This window comes from Streptomyces sp. NPDC090798 (assembly GCF_044768965.1).
Lineage (GTDB): Bacteria > Actinomycetota > Actinomycetes > Streptomycetales > Streptomycetaceae > Streptomyces.
Window position 1 is genome coordinate 72,809 of the sequence record NZ_JBIVXA010000032.1, and the last position, 17,756, is coordinate 90,564.

The window sequence follows — 17,756 nt, forward strand, 5'->3', positions numbered from 1 at the left end:
ACCGGACCACCAGGGTCAGGTCGCCGAACTCGTACGGAGGGGCGCGGAGCCACGGCCATCGCGGCACCCTCGGTCACCGGGGGGTCCACATAGTGACAGTGAGTTGACCGGCCCAGACCGCCATGGTGTACTCCGGATCGTGACCGACACCTGTGTGCGCCTGTGGCGGAGGGTCCATATGGACCTCGTCCGCTATGCGGGCTGCGTGTGTCGCCCGTCCTGCTGAATTCGCAGCTCTTCTTCCCCGCGCGCCGCCCCTCCCTGGCGGCTGCCGCGCGCACCCACGCGAACGCCCAGGACGGTACCCGTGTCTGTGTCCACCCCCTCCGCCACGCCCTCCCCCTCCGCACCGGTCCAGGCCCCCACCCAGGCCGACCTGTTCGACTTCGTGCGCCGCAGCGCCGCCGACGCCGAACTGATCGCTTCCCTCCCCCTCGACCCCGAGGGCCGCACCTGGGTGCGCCTGGAGGGCCCCGGCGGCAGCGAGGCCTGGCTCATCGGCTGGCCCCCCGGCACCGGCACCGGCTGGCACGACCACGCCGACTCGGTCGGCGCCTTCGTCGCCGCCACGGGCGAGCTCAAGGAGTACTCGCTCGCCGCCCGCCTGCCCACCGACGGCTGGAAGACCCTCGAACTCTCCGAGGACGTCGACCGCGAACGTCGGCTGCCGGCCGGCAAGGGCCGCTCCTTCGGCCGCCACCACGTGCACGAGGTGCTCAACGAGTCCACCGAGGAGCACGCGATCTCCGTCCACGCCTACTACCCGCCCCTGCCCCGGATCCGCCGCTACAGCCGCACGGGGCAGGTGCTGCGCCTGGAGCACGTCGAGCGTCCGGAGGACTGGCAGTGAGCACACCCCGCCCGGTGGGCATCGACACGTTGCTGGAACGGGTCCGCGAGGGACTCGACCGGGTGGAGGCCGAGGAGGCGTACTCCGCCGCAGGGGCCGGCCAAGCCCTCCTCGTCGACATCCGGTACGCCGCCCTGCGCGAGCGTGACGGACTGATCCCCGGCGCCCTCATCGTCGAGCGCAACGAACTGGAGTGGCGGCTCGACCCTCAGGGCAGCCACCGCGCCCCGGAGGCCACGAGCCACGATCTGCGGGTCGTGGTGGTGTGCGACGAGGGGTACGCGTCCAGCCTCGCCGCCGTCTCCCTTCAACAGCTCGGACTACACCGGGCGACCGACCTGGCCGGCGGCTTCCAGGCGTGGAAGGCGGCCGGTCTCCCGGTGACGCCCGACAGGGCCTAGCTCCCGGCTCACGATCACCCTGCGACGGTACGTGACTGGTGGGCGCCCCCTGATGTATGGGGCGCCCACCATTGCGTGCCGCCCCTTACTCCTTGGCCGTGGCCACCGTGACCGGGCGCACCCGCAACGCCACCCGGCCCGGCAGCGCGGTGGCGACGAGCGCGAGCAGCCCGGCGATCGCCACCACGGTGACGTACACCAGGGGCGTGACCGCCGCAGAGCCGCCTCGCCCGTCATGCCGGCAGGTCGCACCGGTGACGGGTCGGGACGCGTGTAGTCGTGGGTTCGAACAGCCACCCCTGGGACCGGACCAGCCGTTCACGGACCCGGCGTTCTCCCCCTGGGCCGACCTTCTCCCGCCCACGGCCTTACGGACTCAGCCCCTTGGACCGCGCCCCTCGACCCCGGAGACCCGTCGCCCCTCCCTGAACGCGATCGGCACCCCCGCGCGCCCACCGCTTCAGTCCCCGTGCCCCCCTGAGCCCAGCCCTCAGGCAGCCCACAGGCACACACCGAGTTCAGAACCCAGTTACCAGGCTCGGGCTCGCCCCCCGGCCCCAAGGCTCAGAACCCCTCGTCCCCCAAGCCCTCCGTGTCCTCCCCCTCTTCCTCCAGCGCCTGGCGAACCACGCGCAGCGCCATCCCCTCCGAGTAGCCCTTGCGGGCGAGCATGCCCGCAAGGCGTCGCAGCCGCTTGTCGCGGTCGAGGCCGCGCGTGGAGCGGAGCTTGCGCGCGACGAGCTCGCGCGCCGTCGCCTCTTCCTGCTCGGAGTCGAGCTGCCCGACGGCCTCGTCGATCAGCGTCGAGTCCACACCCTTGGTCCGCAGCTCCCGCGCGAGCGCCCGCCGGGCCAGACCCCGACCGTGGTGCCGGGACTCCACCCAGGCGTCCGCGAAGGCACTGTCGTTGATCAGCCCGACCTCCTCGAACCGTGACAGCACCTCGTCCGCCACATCGTCGGGGATCTCACGCTTGCGCAACGCGTCCGCGAGCTGTTTCCGCGTGCGCGGGGTCCCGGTGAGCAGGCGCAGACAGATCGCCCGCGCCCGCTCAGCCGGGTCCCCTGGGGGCTCCCCCTTCTCGGCCCTCGACGAGGAAGGAGTGCCTCCGTCCTGTGGGTCGCCGGACGGCTCACCGAAACCGCCACGCCTCCGACGCCCTCGTCCACCTCGCGGCCCCCCGTCGCCGCGCCGCCCACCGCCACGGCGCGATCCACCGCCCGGGAAACCGTGACCGTCCGTCAGGCCGTCGCCTTCGCCGGGGCCCGCCGGACCGTCACTGCCGTACGGATCCCCGCCGTGGAACCCCTCGGAGCCATCCGTGTCGCCGGAGTACGTGGAGGAGCCGCCGTACCTCTCGTCCCCGTACGGCCCGTCCCCGCCGTGCGCCCTTTCACCGTCTCCGGCCGAGTCGCCGTTCCCCCCGTGCCCCTGCCCCCGCGGGGGGACGGGGTAGGCGTACTCGGCCCAGTCGGTTCGTCGCGTCATGGACTAGCTCTTGGCCGCCGCGGCCTTGGACTTGGTGGTCTTGGCCGCCGGAGCGGGCACCGTCTTCGCGGCCTCGTCCGAGGCGGTCGAGACCGCCGCGTCCGCGCCCGGCTCGGCGGTGGGCTCCACCGGCCTCACACCGACGCCCAGCTTCTCCAGGATCTTCTTCTCGATCTCGTTGGCGAGGTCGGGGTTGTCCTTCAGGAAGTTGCGCGCGTTCTCCTTGCCCTGGCCGAGCTGGTCGCCCTCGTACGTGTACCAGGCGCCGGCCTTGCGGACGAAGCCGTGCTCCACGCCCATGTCGATCAGGCCGCCCTCGCGGCTGATGCCGTGCCCGTAGAGGATGTCGAACTCGGCCTGCTTGAAGGGGGGCGCGACCTTGTTCTTGACGACCTTGACGCGGGTGCGGTTGCCGACCGCGTCGGTGCCGTCCTTCAGTGTCTCGATGCGGCGGATGTCGAGTCGCACCGAGGCGTAGAACTTCAGCGCCCGGCCACCCGTCGTGGTCTCCGGGGAGCCGAACATCACGCCGATCTTCTCGCGCAGCTGGTTGATGAAGATCGCAGTGGTCTTCGACTGGTTGAGCGCGCTGGTGATCTTCCGCAGGGCCTGGCTCATCAGACGGGCCTGCAGACCCACGTGCGAGTCGCCCATCTCGCCCTCGATCTCCGCGCGCGGCACCAGGGCGGCGACGGAGTCGATGACGATCAGGTCGAGCGCGCCGGAGCGGACGAGCATGTCCACGATTTCCAGCGCCTGCTCGCCGTTGTCCGGCTGGGACAGGATCAGGTTGTCGATGTCGACACCGAGCTTCTTCGCGTACTCGGGGTCGAGGGCGTGCTCGGCGTCCACGAAGGCCACCTGGCCGCCGGCCTTCTGCGCGTTCGCCACCGCGTGCAGCGTCAGCGTCGTCTTACCGGAGGACTCCGGGCCGTACACCTCCACCACTCGGCCGCGCGGCAGGCCGCCGACACCGAGGGCCACGTCGAGCGCGGTGGACCCGGTGGGGATGACCTCGATGGGCTCGTTCGGCCGCTCGCCCAGGCGCATCACCGCGCCCTTGCCGAATTGCCGTTCAATCTGTGCGAGCGCGGCGTCGAGCGCCTTCTCGCGGTCCGTACCTGCCATGGGTTCCACCCGGTTTGCTTGAGTCGATCGCTTCACGTCAAAGACGCTAACGCCTGCCACTGACAATGCGCCCCGACGCCCGTCCAGCCTGTGGATAACTCGGGTACATCTCTGTGAAAACCCTGCCGAAATCCCCGCCGAGAGTCCCGCCGGAGATTCCATAAGAATGGATGTTCGATTTTGGTGTCAAGCGCACCACGCGGCACCTCCGAGCCTACGTTCGCGGACCGACAACGGCCGGGATCCCCGTCTACTCCACGGGGCGTACCACCGGAGTCTTCGGCCGTACGACGACCTCAGGGCCCTGGCCGCCGAAGCTTGAACCTCATGGAGAGCCGCAGCGAAACCCCCGCTCCCGCCGTGACCACCACCGTCGCCCCACCGGCACGACCGTCTCCGGCGCGCCCTGTGTGGCGCGGGGCGTGGCGCGCAGTGCGTCCCCCAGAGCGGCTCTGCCATGCGACCGGCGCCGTACTGGTGCTCTCCGGGCTGGCACATCTGGTCGTCTTCGCCGTGGACGGCGGCCCCTGGGACGGTCCCGTCTCCTGGCGCAAGCCCGTCACGTTCGGGCTCTCCTTCGGGCTGACGCTGATCGCGATCACGTGGGTCACGTCGTATCTGCGGGTCGGAGCGCGTCTGCGCTCGGCGCTGCTCGTCGTGTTCGCCGCCGACTGTGTCGCGGAGGTGGGCGGAATCACCCTTCAGGCGTGGCGCCGGGTGCCCTCGCACCTCAACATGGAGACCGGCTTCGACACGGCGGTGTCGATGACGCTCGCGGTGGGAGGCGGGGTTCTCGTGGTGCTGCTCACCGTGTTCGCGGTGGCCTCCTTCCGGAACCGGCCCACGGGCCCCCTGGGGATGCCGCTCGCGCTGCGCTCCGGGTTCGCGATCCTGCTCGTCGCGCTGGCGTCGGGCGCCGCGATGATCGCGCGCGGGGTGGTCCTCACCCGCACCGGTCACCAGGAGGCGGCGTACCACTCGACGGCCCCGCTCAAGCCGCTGCACGGAGTGAGCCTGCACGCCGTGCTGGTCCTGCCCGCGCTGGCCTGGCTGCTGTCGCACACAGCATGGAGCGACCGGACACGGCAGCGGGTGATCCACTCGGCGGTCGGCTGCTACGCGGCGGCGGTCCTGGCCGCCGGAGTGTGGGCCGCCCTCACCTGGTGAACCCAGGTGAACCTATTCGGCCTCATCGGCCGAGCAGCCCCCGCAGACGGACGCGGAAGGAGGGCGACCTCCTGGTCCGGTGGCCCTGCACCCGGGGGTCGTCCGTGACGTCGTACCGCTTCACATAGGCCCCCAGGAAGGCCTGCAGGGTGGCGACCGCGGGGATGGCGATCAGGGCGCCGACAGCCCCGAGGAGAGCGGTACCCGCGATGACCGAACCGAAGGCGACCGCGGGGTGGATGTCCACGGTCTTGGCGGTCAGCTTGGGCTGCAGTACGTAATTCTCGAACTGCTGGTAGACCACGACGAAGATCAGCACCCACAGCGCGTACCAGGGGTTGACGGTGAAGGCGATCAGCATCGGCAGGGCGCCTGCGAGATACGTACCGATGGTGGGGATGAACTGCGAGACCAGACCCACCCAGACGGCGAGCACGGGCGCGTAGGGCACGCCGAGGGCCTGCAGCAGGATGTAGTGCGCGACACCGGAGACCAGCGCCATCAGACCGCGCGAGTACAGATAGCCGCCAGTCTTGTCGACGGCTATCTCCCACGCACGCAGCACCTCGGCCTGTCGCGCGGGCGGCAGCACGGAGCACAACGCGCGCCGCAGCCGGGGCCCGTCGGCCGCGAAGTAGAACGAGAACAGCGTGATCGTCAGCAGCTTGAAGAGACCGCCCAGCACCTGCGCGGACACGTCCAGGACGCCGGTCGCGCTGTTCTGCACGTACTTCCGCAGCCAGTCGGAGTGCACCAGGCTGTCCTGGACGTCCACCCGTCTCACGTGGGTGTGGAAGGTCGAGTTGATCCAGTTGATCACCGAGTCCAGGTACTCGGGGAAGCCCTCGATCATCTTGATGATCTGCCCCGCGAGCATCGAGCCGAGCAGCGTGATGAATCCGGCCGTCACGATCAGCAGACCGAAGAAGACGAGGAAGGTGGCCAGCCCCCGGCGCATACCGTACGAGGCCATCCAGCTCACCGCGGGCTCGATGGCGAGCGCCAGGAAGAACGCGATCAGAATGTTGATCAACAGCCCGATGAGCTGGTGGAACGCCCAACTGCCCAGTTGGAACAGGGCGACGAGGGTGAGCGCGAGCACCATCGCGCGCGGCAGCCAGCGCGGCATGCGCGCGCCCTGCCCGGAGGCCTCCCCGCCCGGGGGCGGAGTGGGCGGCGTCGTGCCGAGAGGGGATGTCTGCTGGGCGACCTGCGCGGTCTCGTCTGTCGGGGCCACGGGGCAAGTCTCGCCCACTCCACCGACAATCGGTGACCGGCCCCGGATCTTCGGGGTCCGTCAGCGGTTTTCGTACGGAACGTTCATGGTCGCGCACACCACGCGCCACACGTCCTTGGCCTCCCAGCCGGCGTTCAGCGCCTCGTGCACGGTCCGTCCGCCGAGCTCCGTCATCACGTGATCGCGCGCGAAGGTGTCGGCGTACGCCTCACCGAAGTGATCCGCCATTCGCTGCCAGAAGACCGTCAACCGCATGACTCCAGTATCCCGCCCCTGAGAGTGGGCCCGGGCCGGGACCCCTTGCCGAGACCGCTTTCCGTCCTACGGTCTGAGACATGGCCGAATCAGGAGCATCCCCACTCCCCCCGACGCCCCCGGCGCACACCCCGCTCTCGCGCGCCGAGCACTTCATCTGGCTCACCGCACGCGTGCTGGAGCAGCGCCGTTTCGCGTACCACTTCCTGAACAGCGACGTCGGTGCCGCCGACGCGGTGGAGACCGCGCTGGCCGCCTACCGCAACGACGACGAGGGGTACGGTCACGCGCTCGAACCCGATCTGCGCGGCCCGGTCAGCCAGCCGCTGCACACGGGGCACGCGCTGCGCGTCCTCGACTCGATCGGGCGGTGCGGCGGACAGCGCGTGGAGCGCGTGTGCCGCTACTTGACCTCGGTGTCGACGGCGGACGGCGCACTGCCGGCGGTCCATCCCAGTCAGCGTGGCTATCCGCACGCTCCTTTCGTGCCGATCGTCGACGATCCGCCGAGTGAACTCCTCGCCACCGGGCCCGTGGTGGGCCTGCTGCACCGCAACGAGGTGTGGCACGCCTGGCTGTTCCGGGCCACCGACTTCTGCTGGCGGGCGGTCGAGTCCCTGGACAAGTCCCACCCGTACGAGGTCGAGGCGGCCGTGGCCTTCCTGGACTCCGCCCCCGACCGCCCCCGCGCGGAGGCCGCCGCCGACCGGCTGGGCCGCCTGGTGCGCGAGCACCGGCTCGCGGCACTGGACCCGGCGCACCTGGAGGCGTTTGCGGTGGCGCCCGGATACGCGCCGGACGAGCACCACTTCCCGCACGACTACGCGAAGACCCCGGGGTCACTCGCGCGCGCATGGTTCACCGACGAGGAGATGGCGCGCTCGCTCGACTTCCTGGCGGCCGAGCAGCGGGAGGACGGCGGCTGGCCGATCCGCTGGCGCCGATGGGCACCGGGTACCGCCCTGGAGTGCCGTCCCATGGTGACGATCGAGGCCCTGCGCACCCTACGGGTCTACGGACGGCCCATCGGCTGAGCGACCCCGATGGTTCCCGGCCCGCACACATGTGTGCGGGCCGTCCGCGTACCGGGCGTCAGCCTGTCAGCGCCCGCACTCCCGCTGTCACGACCACGGCCGCGCCGACCACGAGCAGGAAGGGGGCGCGCAGGAGCAGGGCGACGGCGGCCGCGGCGAGTCCCGCGACCTTCGCGTCCACGACCAGTACACGCCCGTCGGCGAAGGTCTGCTGAGCCGTGAGCGCGGCCAGGAGGGCGACGGGCAGCAGGGCGGCGAGGCGCTTGACGAGCGGCCGCTCCAGGACGCCGACGGGGACCAGCAGGCCGATGAGCTTGACGGCATAGCAGCCGACGGCGGTCGCGCCGATCGCGATCCAGATGTTCAACGGTCTTCCCTCGGTGCGTCGTTGTCGGCCTTCATACGGCCGGCGGACTTCGGAGCGCGCCGCCCCTCTACGTAGAGGGCGGCGGGAGCGGCCAGCGCCGCCACCAGGACGGGGACGCCGGCGGGCAGCACGGGCAGCAGACCGAGCCCCAGAAGGACCGCGGCACCAGCCACCGCGCGCTCCGTGGTGGTCTTCAGCATCGGCGCGAGCAGCGCGAGGAAGACGGCGGGCCCGGCGGCGTCCAGACCCCACGCGTCGGTGTCCCCGATGGCCTCGGCCCCGACGGCGCCCAGCAGCGTGGTGAGGTTCCACAACACGTACAGGGTGAGCCCGGTGACGGTGAAGCCGATCCGGACACTGCGGCGGGTGGGCTGGGCGAGCGCGACGGCCGTGGTCTCGTCGATGACCCACTGCGCGGCGAACGGGCGCACCGCACGCGGGAGGGCCAGCAGTTGTGACAGACGCAGTCCGTAGAACGCGTTGCGCACCCCGAGGAAGAACGCGCCCGCGGCCGCCGTGAGCGGGTTGCCGCCGCCTGCGAGCGCGCCCACGAGCGCGAACTGCGAGGCGCCGGTGAACACCAGGAGGCTGAGCGCGCAGGTCTGCAGCACGGTGAGCCCGCTGCCGGCCGAGGTCACTCCGAAGGCGAAACCGGACAGTCCGACGGCGACCCCGACTCCCAGGGCGTCCCTGACGACGGCCGCGTCGGGTTTTCCGCCGCCTTCTTCACTGCGTATGTCTGCGAGAGCTGTCTGTTCTGCCACACCCCGGACGATAGGTACGACCGGCCGTCGGCGTCTTGTACGTTCTTGCGCTCGCGCTGGTAGGCGCCCGGAGGCACGCCCACGATCCGGGTGAAGTGACGGTTGAGGTGGGGCTGGTCCGTGAAGCCGACGGCGACGGCCGCCTCGGCGGGCGCGGAACCGGCGTCCAGGAGGTGGCGTGCCCGGCGTACCCGGGCGTCGGTCAGCCAGGTGTGGGGCGGCATGCCGTAGGTGTCGCGGAACGCGCGCAGCAGGGCGAACGGGCTGGTGCCGAGGTCGGCGGCGAGCCGTTCCAGGGTCGGAGGCTCGGCCATCCGCTCCTCCAGCACGGCACGCGCGCGTGCGGCGACACGGGCGCCCGCGGTGTGCACGCCCCGCTGCGGCAGCGGACCGCCGTTCAGGCGCAGCAGCCGGGTCACCGCGACCCGTAGCAGCGTGTCGGCCGCGAGCGCGTTGCCCTCCTCCGCGGCCCGAAGCACTTCGTGAACCAGACCCGCCGCGTACGGATCGTCGAGCACCGGGCTGACGAATCCTGGCGTTCCACGGATAGTGGTGGTCTCGGCCGCGATCTCGGCCACCAGCTCGGGCGAGGGGTACACCGCCCCGTACCGCCAGCCCTCGGGGACACCCGCCCGGCCCGTGTGCGGGGTGTCGGGGTTGACCAGCGCGAGCGCGCCCGGACCCGCGTACTGGTCGGCGCCGCCGTGGTGGAAGACCTCGACACCGTCGGAGATGGCGGCGATCACGAAGTTCTCGTGGGTGTGCCGCACAAAGATCTTCTCGACGAACCGCGCCCGCAGCAGATCGACACCCGGCAGCTCCGCGTACCGCCAGTGCCGCGCCCGTTCCTGTCCCGAACCTGCCACGCCTCCATTCTCCGCCACTTCTCCGCCGCTTCTCCGCCACGCCCTCGCCGAGGGGCGCGGGAGGCACCCCCACCAGCCCGCGGCCACGCACTCGCGGAAGGGGACGGGGCGGGGCTGTCCGCCCGCAGCGGCTGGCGCGTCGACGCCGCCAAGTCGGTGATCGACCGATTCCGCGCCGGACCGAGGACGGATACCCCCGGTCCGGCCCCGACCCACCGCCACCAGAAGGCGCATCGCCCCCAGCGGACGCGTTCTCGCAGGTCAGAGCGATTGTCAGTGGCCGGGTGCAGGATGGACGCATGGTCAGCTCCGCACACCGAGCCCTCGACGGCTTCTCCCCCGCGACCCGCGGCTGGTTCACGGGGGCCTTCTCCGCGCCCACCGCGGCCCAGGCCGGCGCGTGGAAGGCCATCGGCGAGGGCTCGGACGTGCTGGTGGTCGCCCCGACCGGCTCCGGCAAGACCCTGGCCGCGTTCCTCGCCGCACTCGACCAGCTGGCCTCGACCCCGCACCCGGCCGACCCCAGGAAGCGCTGCCGGGTGTTGTACGTATCACCGCTCAAGGCCCTCGCGGTGGACGTGGAGCGGAATCTGCGCAGCCCGCTGACCGGCATCCGGCAGGAGTCGGTGCGCCTCGGGCTGCCCGAGCCCGAGGTGAAGGTCGGCATCCGCTCCGGCGACACCCCCGCCGCCGAGCGCCGCGCGCTGGCCACCCGCCCGCCGGACATCCTGATCACGACCCCCGAGTCCCTGTTCCTGATGCTGACGTCGGCGACGCGGGACGCGCTGACCGGTATCGAGACGGTGATCCTGGACGAGGTGCACGCGGTCGCGGGCACCAAGCGCGGCGCCCATCTCGCGCTCACCCTGGAGCGCCTCGACGAGCTGCTGCCCAGGCCGGCGCGCCGCATCGGCCTCTCCGCGACGGTGCGTCCGGTGGACGAGGTGGCCCGCTATCTCTCGCCGCGCCGCAAGGTGGAGATCGTCCAACCGCCGTCGGGCAAGGAATTCGCCCTCTCCGTGGTCGTCCCCGTCGAGGACCTGGGCGAGCTGGGCGGCTCCCCGGTCGCCGACGGCAGCGAGGGCGCGGAGAAGCCCTCCATCTGGCCTCATGTCGAGGAGCGGATCGCCGACCTCGTCCAGTCCCACCGCTCCACGATCGTGTTCGCCAACTCCCGCCGCCTGGCGGAGCGCCTGTGCAACCGGCTGAACGAGATCGCGTACGAGCGGGCGACGGGCGAGCCCCTGACGGAGGCGCACGCCCCGGCCCAGCTGATGGGTGGCTCCGGCGCGGCCCAGGGGGCGCCGCCCGTCATCGCGCGGGCCCACCACGGCTCGGTCTCCAAGGAGCAGCGGGCCCTGGTCGAGGAGGACCTGAAGGCGGGGCGCCTGCCCGCCGTGGTCGCCACCTCCAGTCTCGAGCTCGGCATCGACATGGGCGCGGTCGACCTCGTCGTCCAGGTCGAGTCACCACCCTCCGTGGCCTCCGGCCTCCAGCGCGTGGGCCGAGCGGGCCACCAGGTCGGCGCGGTGTCCACCGGCGTGGTCTTCCCCAAGTACCGCGGCGACCTGGTCCAGGCGGCGGTGGTCACCGAGCGGATGCGCACCGGCTCCATCGAGTCCCTGCGGGTCCCCGCCAACCCCTTGGACGTGCTGGCGCAGCAGCTCGTCGCCATGACCGCACTCGACACCTGGCAGGTCGACGACCTGCTCGCCACGGTCCGCCGGGCGGCGCCCTTCGCCTCGCTGCCGGAGTCGGCGTTCACCGCCGTGCTCGACATGCTCGCGGGCCGCTATCCGTCCGACGCCTTCGCGGAGCTCAGGCCTCGCGTGGTGTGGGACCGCGTCGCGGGTACGGTCACCGGCCGCCCCGGCGCTCAGCGCCTCGCCGTCACCTCCGGCGGGACCATCCCCGACCGCGGGCTGTTCGGGGTCTTCCTCGCGGGATCCGACCCCAAGAAGGGCGGCGGCCGGGTCGGTGAGCTCGACGAGGAGATGGTCTACGAGTCCCGCGTCGGCGACGTCTTCACGCTCGGCACGAGTTCCTGGCGCATCGAGGACATCACCCGCGACCGCGTCCTGGTCTCCCCCGCCCCCGGTGTCCCGGGCCGGCTCCCCTTCTGGAAGGGCGACCAGCTCGGCCGCCCGCTCGAGCTCGGCCGGGCGGTCGGCGCCTTCCTCCGCGAGGTCGGCTCGCTCCCCAAGGACGACGCCCGCCTGCGGCTGCTGGCCGCGGGACTGGACGCCTGGGCCGCCGACAACGTGCTGTCCTACCTCACCGAACAGCGCGAGGCGTGCGGGCACGTCCCGGACGACCGCACGATCGTCGTCGAGCGGTTCCGTGACGAGCTGGGCGACTGGCGGGTGGTCGTGCACTCCCCCTTCGGCGCCCAGGTGCACGCCCCCTGGGCTCTCGCGCTGGGCGCCCGGCTCTCCGAGCGCTACGGCATGGACGCCCAGGTCATGCACGCCGACGACGGCATCGTGCTGCGCCTGCCCGACGCCGACGTGATGGGCCTGGACCTGCTCGACCAGGAGCCCATGAAACTGGGCACGGAGTACGACACGGAACAGGCGCCCGTCGGCGCGGCGGACGTCGCCTTCGACAAGGGCGAGGTCGACCAGATCGTCACCGACCAGGTGGGCGGCTCGGCACTGTTCGCGGCCCGGTTCCGCGAGTGCGCGGCCCGCGCGCTGCTGCTGCCGCGCCGCAGCCCGGGCAAGCGCACCCCGCTGTGGCAGCAGCGGCAGCGCGCCGCCCAACTGCTCCAGGTGGCCAGCGAGTTCGGATCGTTCCCGATCGTCCTGGAGGCGGTCCGCGAATGCCTCCAGGACGTCTTCGACGTCCCCGGGCTCACCGAGCTGATGGGCGACATCGAGTCCCGCAAGGTGCGGCTCGTCGAGGTCACCACGCCCGAGCCCTCCCCCTTCGCCCGCTCCCTCCTGTTCGGATACGTCGCCCAGTTCCTGTACGAGGGCGACTCCCCGCTCGCCGAGCGGCGCGCCGCCGCCCTGTCTCTGGACTCCCGCCTGTTGGCCGAGCTCCTGGGCCAGGCCGAGCTGCGCGAGCTGCTCGACGCCGAGGTCCTGGCCGAGCTGGAGCGGGAGCTCCAGTGGCTCACCGAGGACCGCCGCGTCAAGGACGCCGAAGGCGTCGCCGACCTGCTGCGGCTGCTGGGCCCGCTCACGGACGCCGACCTGGCCGAGCGCGGCGCCGAACCGCAGTGGGCCAAGGAGCTGGCCGCCGCCCGCCGCGCCATCAAGGTCCGTATCGCCGGCGCCGACCACTGGGCGGCCATCGAGGACGCCGGCCGCCTGCGGGACGCCTTGGGCACGGCACTGCCCGTCGGCGTCCCCGAGGCCTTCACGGAGCCGGTCAAGGACCCGCTCGGCGACCTCCTCGCGCGCTACGCACGCACCCACGGCCCGTTCACCTCCACCACCGCCGCCGCCCGCTTCGGTCTCGGCACCGCCGTCACGGACGGAGCACTGCAACGCCTCGCGGCGAACGGCCGCGTCGTCCAGGGGGAGTTCCATCCGGCGGGCATCGGCCAGGAGTGGTGCGACGCGGCCGTGCTGCGCAGACTGCGGCGCCGTTCGCTCGCGGCCCTGCGCCACGAGTTGGAGCCGGTGCCACCCGCCGCGCTCGCGCAGTTCCTGCCGCAGTGGCAGCACGTCGACAGCGGGCACGGGCTGCGCGGCATCGACGGACTGGTGCGCGCCATCGAGCAGTTGCAGGGTGCCTCGGTGCCCGCCTCCGCCTTGGAGAAGCTGGTCCTGCCCTCCCGCGTCTCCGGTTACGCCCCCGCGCTGCTCGACGAACTCACGGCCGCTGGAGAGGTGGTCTGGGCCGGGGCCGGGTCGCTGCCGGGCAAGGACGGCTGGGTCTCGCTCTATCTCGCGGACGCGGCCCCGCTGCTCCTCCCGGACCCGCACCCCCTGGAGCTGACCGCCCTGCACCAGTCGGTGCTGGACACCCTCTCCGGGGGCTATGGCCTGTTCTTCCGCCAGATCGCCGACCAGGTCCGCGCCACCACCCACCCCGACGCCACCGATCCCCAACTCGCCGACACGATCTGGGACCTGGCCTGGTCCGGTCGGCTCACGAACGACACGCTCGCACCGATGCGCGCGCTCCTGGGCTCGGGTCGCACCGCCGGGTCCACGGCGCACCGCGCCAGGCGCACGGTCCCGCGCGGCCGCTACGGCTCCCTGACCGGCGCCGCACGCCCCCAGTCCCGTACGGGCCCGCCGACGGTGGCCGGCCGCTGGTCACTGCTGCCCGCCCGTGAGCCCGACGCCACCGTGCGCGCGCACGCCCTGGCCCGCACACTGCTCGACCGGCACGGCGTGGTGACCCGGGGCGCCGTCGCCGCGGAAGGCGTCGAGGGCGGCTTCTCCGCCGTGTACCGCATCCTGTCCGCGTTCGAGGACAGCGGCCAGGCCCGCCGGGGTTACGTGGTGGAAGGACTGGGTGCCGCCCAGTTCGCGATGGACGGAGCGGTGGACCGCCTGCGCGCGGCGGCGCACGCACGGGACCGGGGCGAATCCCTGACCGCCCAGGCCCCCCGAGGCCCTCAGGACCTCCAGGACATCTTCCCGGGGCCGACCGGTTTCCAGGACACCCCCGGCCGCCCCCACACCAACGGCTTCCCCGACGGCCACGACCCCGCGCACACCCACGCCTTCCCCGACGACCTCGACGCGACGAGCCCCCTGGGTTTCCCCGAGGCCGAGGACTCCGCCTTCGCCGACGGCCACGGCTTCGCGAGCGACCCCGCGCTCTCCCCCAACCGGTTCCGCGCCCGTTCCTCGTCCCGGGCCACCCCTCAGGCCGTGGTCCTGGCCGCCGCCGACCCCGCGAACGCGTACGGCGCGGCCCTTTCCTGGCCCGAGCCGCCCACCGGCGCCGGGCACAAGCCGGGCCGTAAGGCGGGCTCCCTGGTGGTGCTCGTCGACGGCGAGCTGACGCTGTACATGGAGCGCGGCGGCAAGACCCTGCTGGCCTGGCCCTCGGACCCGGACGGCTCGGTCATGGAGGACGCCCGTCTGCGTGCCGCCGCCGAATCCCTCGCCGCGGCCGCCCGCGCGGGGTCCCTCGGCACGGTCACCGTGGAGCGCGTCAACGGCGCCTCCGCCCTGACATCCCCGTTCGGCACCCTCCTGGAAGGCGCCGGCTTCATCGCGACCCCCCGCGGCCTGCGCCTGCGCGCCTGAGCACCCCACCCATTCACACCCCACGTACCCCCGTCCCACCCCGCCGCACCCCACCCCGACTCGTGCCACCCTGGAACCCATGCCCGAAGGAGACACCGTCTGGCAGGCCGCGAGACGGCTGCACACCGCCCTCGCGGGCCAGCTGCTGACCCGCTCCGACCTGCGGGTGCCCAAGTACGCCACCGCCGACCTCACCGGCCGCACCGTCCTGGACGTCACCCCGCGCGGCAAGCACCTCCTCACCCGGATCGAGGGCGGCCTGACCCTGCACTCGCATCTGCGCATGGACGGCTCCTGGAAGGTGTACGCGAACGGCCGGCGCTGGAGCGGCGGCCCCGCCCACCAGATCCGGGCGATCCTCGGCACCGCGGACCGCACGGCCGTCGGCTACCGGCTACCCGTCCTGGAGCTGCTCCGCACCACGGACGAGGACCGCGCCGTCGGCCACCTCGGCCCCGACCTCCTCGGCCCGGACTGGAACCCCGACAGAGCGTTGGCGAACCTCCTCCAAGACCCCGCCCGCCCCCTCGGCGAAGCCCTCCTCGACCAGCGCAACCTCGCCGGGATCGGCAATGTCTACAAGAGCGAGCTGTGCTTCCTCCTCCGCGTCACCCCCTGGCTGCCCATCGGTGAACTCCCCGCCGACCGCGCCACCCAGCTCCCGCCCCTGGCCAAGAGGCTCCTGGAGGCCAACCGCGACCGCCCGACCCGCATCACCACCGGCCGCCGCGACCAGAACCTCTTCGTGTACGGCCGCGCACCCCGACCCTGTCTGCGCTGTGGCACCTCGATCCACCGGGCCGACCAGGGCGACGGCTCCCGAGAGCGCCCCACGTACTGGTGCCCGGCGTGCCAGACGGGCCCGACTCCGATCCCGGGCCGTATCCCACCCTCCGAGCGCCGACCCCTCCCGTAGAACTCCCCGCCGTACAACTCCTTGCCGTACGAATAATTGACGGACCGTCAGAAACCCTCGTACCGTCCCTTCATGCCCGTCAAGGCGTACGACCTCACCGGACGCACCGCATTCGTCACCGGCGCCGCCAGCGGGATCGGCCGCGCGTCAGCCGTCCTGCTGGCGGAGGCGGGAGCCGCCGTCCACTGCGCGGACCGGGACCCGCAGGGCCTGCACGAGACGGCGACCCTGATCAAGGCCCAGGGCGGCACGGCCCACACTCATCCGCTCGACGTCAGCGACCGTGCGCAGCTCCAACAGGCCGTCACGTCCTGCGAACGGCTCGACGTCATGGCCGCGGTCGCCGGGATCATGCACAGCAGCCCGGTCCTGGAGACCCGGGACGAGGACCTCGACCGCGTGCTGGGCGTCAACTTCAAGGGCGTGCTGTACGCCTGCCAGGAGGCCGCCCGCCTCATGATCGCGAAGAGCGTCCGCGGAAGCATCATCACGATGGCGTCGGGCGCCATCGACACCGGTGGCCCCGGCCTGCTCTGCTACGGCGCGTCGAAGGCGGCCGTCGTGCAGCTGACGAAGACCCTGGCGACCGAGGTCGGCCCGCACGGCATCCGTGTCAACGCGGTCGCGCCCGGCTGGACGCGTACGCCGATGACCGACCGCCACGGGCAGGCCCAGGCGCGCACCGAAGCGGTCATGGCCCGGATGTCGCCGCTCGGCCGGGTCGGCGAACCCGAGGACATCGCCCATGCCGTGCTGCATCTGGCCTCCGACGCCTCGGCGTTCACGACGGGTCAGATCCTGCGCCCGAACGGTGGCGTAGCGATGCCTTGGTAGCCCCCGCACCCCCAGCAGCACCCCCACACCGCCGCCCCCGGCATCCGCCCTGCGACATCCGCCCCCTCTGAGCCCAGCCTCCCTCCCACGCCGAGCCCAGGCACCACGCGCCCCCAAACGCGCCGTACCCGCCCCCATCACCGAGCGCCCCGCCCCTACGAAGCCCTCGACTCGCGCTCCCCCCGCGTCCCACGCCGCAGCCACCCCTCCCGCCGCCTGCGCGCCCCGGCGCCGGCGCGCACGACCCCCGCCTTCGGCACACAGTGCACCGGCAGCAGGCTCAACCCCCATCCCCCGGCCGCGACCGCCCCCTCCAGCGCCCCTGCATCGGGCGCCAGCGCGAGCCGGAGGACACCCCACCACCACAGCGCACCGAGCCCCAGCGCAGCCCCCCAGCGCGCTATCCGCCCTGCCATGGTGTCCACCTCCAGCCCGAAGCTAGACCTGCGCTCTCACCCACCGGCAGGGCGCACCAACGGCACAGAGGCGCACCCAAGGCACATCCGAAGCCGGCCACGGCGCCCCGCGGCCGCCTCGGGGCGCCCGGCGGTCACCACCGTGAGCCGCCCACCCGAGGGCGTCACCCGTTCTCCGCCTGGAACATCCAGTGATGTTTCTCGAGGTCGGCGGTGATCTGGATGAAGATGTCCTGGCTCACCGGATCGGCTTCGCCCGTCGCGTCCACCCGCACGCGCATCCGGCTGATCACCGCGCTCAGCGCCTCCACGAGCGCCCCCACGGCGTCGGTGTCCTTGATCCATCCCTCGGGCGTCACACCGATACCGCTGGTGGTGGCCACGGTCGCGGCCCGTCCGTCGGGCGGGACTCCGAGCGTCGAGGCGCGCTCCGCCACCGTGTCGGAGTGCAGCCGTGCGGTGTCCACGACCTCGTCGAGCTGGAGGTGGATGGAGCGGAAGCGCGGTCCGACCACGTTCCAGTGGACCTGCTTCGCCACCAAGGAGAGATCCACCAGGTCGACCAGCGCTCCCTGGAGGGCGCCGGACACGGTCTTTAGATCCGCGTCGGACAACGGGCTCTTCACGACGTACATCGGGATTCTCCGATCCACTCGGCCTCATCAGCGACGGCCTCATCCATCACGGACTCATCAACCATGGCATATACGCACAATTCAGGTCACCTGGAGCAAGTGGCCCCGGAGACAGCGAAAGCCCCGACCGAACCCGCTCCAGGTTTCCCTGGGGCAGCCCCGGCCGGGGCTTTCGCAAGCGT

General features: G+C 72.3%; 17 protein-coding genes. 8 read left to right on the top strand and 9 right to left on the bottom strand.

Going from position 1 to position 17,756, the window contains the following annotated elements; genetic code table 11:
• Positions 1 to 154 precede the first annotated feature (154 nt).
• The 3 genes from ACIQTP_RS42645 to ACIQTP_RS42655 all read left to right on the top strand — a co-directional run bounded on the left by ACIQTP_RS42645 (position 155) and on the right by ACIQTP_RS42655 (position 1,251).
• Complete coding sequence (locus ACIQTP_RS42645) at positions 155 to 226, top strand: putative leader peptide (protein ID WP_309544753.1); 72 nt, start codon at positions 155 to 157, stop codon at positions 224 to 226.
• 87 nt (positions 227 to 313) lie between these two features.
• On the top strand, positions 314 to 850 hold the full coding sequence (locus tag ACIQTP_RS42650; RefSeq protein WP_403410549.1) for a cysteine dioxygenase: 537 nt from the start codon (positions 314 to 316) through the stop codon (positions 848 to 850).
• Positions 847 to 1,251, top strand: coding sequence for a rhodanese-like domain-containing protein (locus ACIQTP_RS42655; RefSeq protein ID WP_403410498.1), 405 nt, complete (start codon positions 847 to 849; stop codon positions 1,249 to 1,251). The genes ACIQTP_RS42650 and ACIQTP_RS42655 overlap by 4 nt, the downstream gene beginning before the upstream one ends.
• Before the next feature lie 564 nt (positions 1,252 to 1,815).
• Here ACIQTP_RS42655 and recX read toward each other — a convergent pair.
• Complete coding sequence (gene recX, locus ACIQTP_RS42660) at positions 1,816 to 2,739, bottom strand: recombination regulator RecX (RefSeq protein ID WP_403410501.1); 924 nt, start codon at positions 2,737 to 2,739, stop codon at positions 1,816 to 1,818.
• A 3-nt stretch (positions 2,740 to 2,742) separates the two neighbouring features.
• On the bottom strand, positions 2,743 to 3,867 hold the full coding sequence (gene recA / locus ACIQTP_RS42665) for a recombinase RecA (protein ID WP_075030673.1): 1,125 nt from the start codon (positions 3,865 to 3,867) through the stop codon (positions 2,743 to 2,745).
• Positions 3,868 to 4,194: 327 nt separating this feature from the next.
• Between recA and ACIQTP_RS42670 the strand changes: the two genes are divergently transcribed.
• Entirely contained in the window at positions 4,195 to 5,034 is an 840-nt protein-coding gene (locus ACIQTP_RS42670; RefSeq protein ID WP_403410504.1) for a hypothetical protein, read from the top strand.
• A 22-nt stretch (positions 5,035 to 5,056) separates the two neighbouring features.
• Here ACIQTP_RS42670 and ACIQTP_RS42675 read toward each other — a convergent pair whose 3' ends face one another.
• Both ACIQTP_RS42675 and ACIQTP_RS42680 read right to left on the bottom strand, forming a co-directional pair.
• On the bottom strand, positions 5,057 to 6,271 hold the full coding sequence (locus tag ACIQTP_RS42675; RefSeq protein WP_403410506.1) for an AI-2E family transporter: 1,215 nt from the start codon (positions 6,269 to 6,271) through the stop codon (positions 5,057 to 5,059).
• A 60-nt stretch (positions 6,272 to 6,331) separates the two neighbouring features.
• Positions 6,332 to 6,526: a DUF3046 domain-containing protein gene (locus tag ACIQTP_RS42680; RefSeq protein ID WP_054229842.1), complete on the bottom strand. Its 195-nt coding sequence runs from the start codon at positions 6,524 to 6,526 to the stop codon at positions 6,332 to 6,334.
• 80 nt (positions 6,527 to 6,606) lie between these two features.
• Between ACIQTP_RS42680 and ACIQTP_RS42685 the strand changes: the two genes are divergently transcribed.
• On the top strand, positions 6,607 to 7,560 hold the full coding sequence (locus ACIQTP_RS42685; RefSeq protein WP_402038769.1) for a hypothetical protein: 954 nt from the start codon (positions 6,607 to 6,609) through the stop codon (positions 7,558 to 7,560).
• Positions 7,561 to 7,618: 58 nt separating this feature from the next.
• Here ACIQTP_RS42685 and ACIQTP_RS42690 read toward each other — a convergent pair whose 3' ends face one another.
• From ACIQTP_RS42690 to ACIQTP_RS42700, 3 genes are read right to left on the bottom strand one after another with little or no spacing between them, the layout of a single operon-like run.
• Complete coding sequence (locus ACIQTP_RS42690) at positions 7,619 to 7,927, bottom strand: AzlD domain-containing protein (RefSeq protein WP_067375155.1); 309 nt, start codon at positions 7,925 to 7,927, stop codon at positions 7,619 to 7,621.
• A complete protein-coding gene (locus ACIQTP_RS42695; protein WP_385374038.1) occupies positions 7,924 to 8,664 on the bottom strand; it encodes an AzlC family ABC transporter permease in 741 nt (246 codons plus the stop codon). The genes ACIQTP_RS42690 and ACIQTP_RS42695 overlap by 4 nt, the downstream gene beginning before the upstream one ends.
• Positions 8,562 to 9,557: an AraC family transcriptional regulator gene (locus ACIQTP_RS42700; protein ID WP_402038770.1), complete on the bottom strand. Its 996-nt coding sequence runs from the start codon at positions 9,555 to 9,557 to the stop codon at positions 8,562 to 8,564. The genes ACIQTP_RS42695 and ACIQTP_RS42700 overlap by 103 nt, the downstream gene beginning before the upstream one ends.
• Positions 9,558 to 9,856: 299 nt before the next feature.
• On the opposite strand from ACIQTP_RS42700, the gene ACIQTP_RS42705 reads away from it, so the two are divergent.
• From ACIQTP_RS42705 to ACIQTP_RS42715, 3 genes are all read left to right on the top strand, one after another.
• Positions 9,857 to 14,773, top strand: coding sequence for an ATP-dependent helicase (locus ACIQTP_RS42705; RefSeq protein WP_403410511.1), 4,917 nt, complete (start codon positions 9,857 to 9,859; stop codon positions 14,771 to 14,773).
• 79 nt (positions 14,774 to 14,852) lie between these two features.
• Complete coding sequence (locus ACIQTP_RS42710; RefSeq protein ID WP_403410514.1) at positions 14,853 to 15,689, top strand: Fpg/Nei family DNA glycosylase; 837 nt, start codon at positions 14,853 to 14,855, stop codon at positions 15,687 to 15,689.
• A gap of 72 nt (positions 15,690 to 15,761) precedes the next feature.
• The gene (locus ACIQTP_RS42715; protein WP_403410517.1) at positions 15,762 to 16,523 is read left to right on the top strand and encodes an SDR family NAD(P)-dependent oxidoreductase; all 762 of its coding nucleotides are present in this window, start codon (positions 15,762 to 15,764) and stop codon (positions 16,521 to 16,523) included.
• A 155-nt stretch (positions 16,524 to 16,678) separates the two neighbouring features.
• On the opposite strand, the gene ACIQTP_RS42720 is transcribed toward ACIQTP_RS42715, so the two are convergent.
• A complete protein-coding gene (locus tag ACIQTP_RS42720; protein WP_403410520.1) occupies positions 16,679 to 16,939 on the bottom strand; it encodes a hypothetical protein in 261 nt (86 codons plus the stop codon).
• Positions 16,940 to 17,103: 164 nt separating this feature from the next.
• Entirely contained in the window at positions 17,104 to 17,574 is a 471-nt protein-coding gene (locus ACIQTP_RS42725; protein ID WP_402038776.1) for a Dps family protein, read from the bottom strand.
• Positions 17,575 to 17,756: the final 182 nt, after the last annotated feature.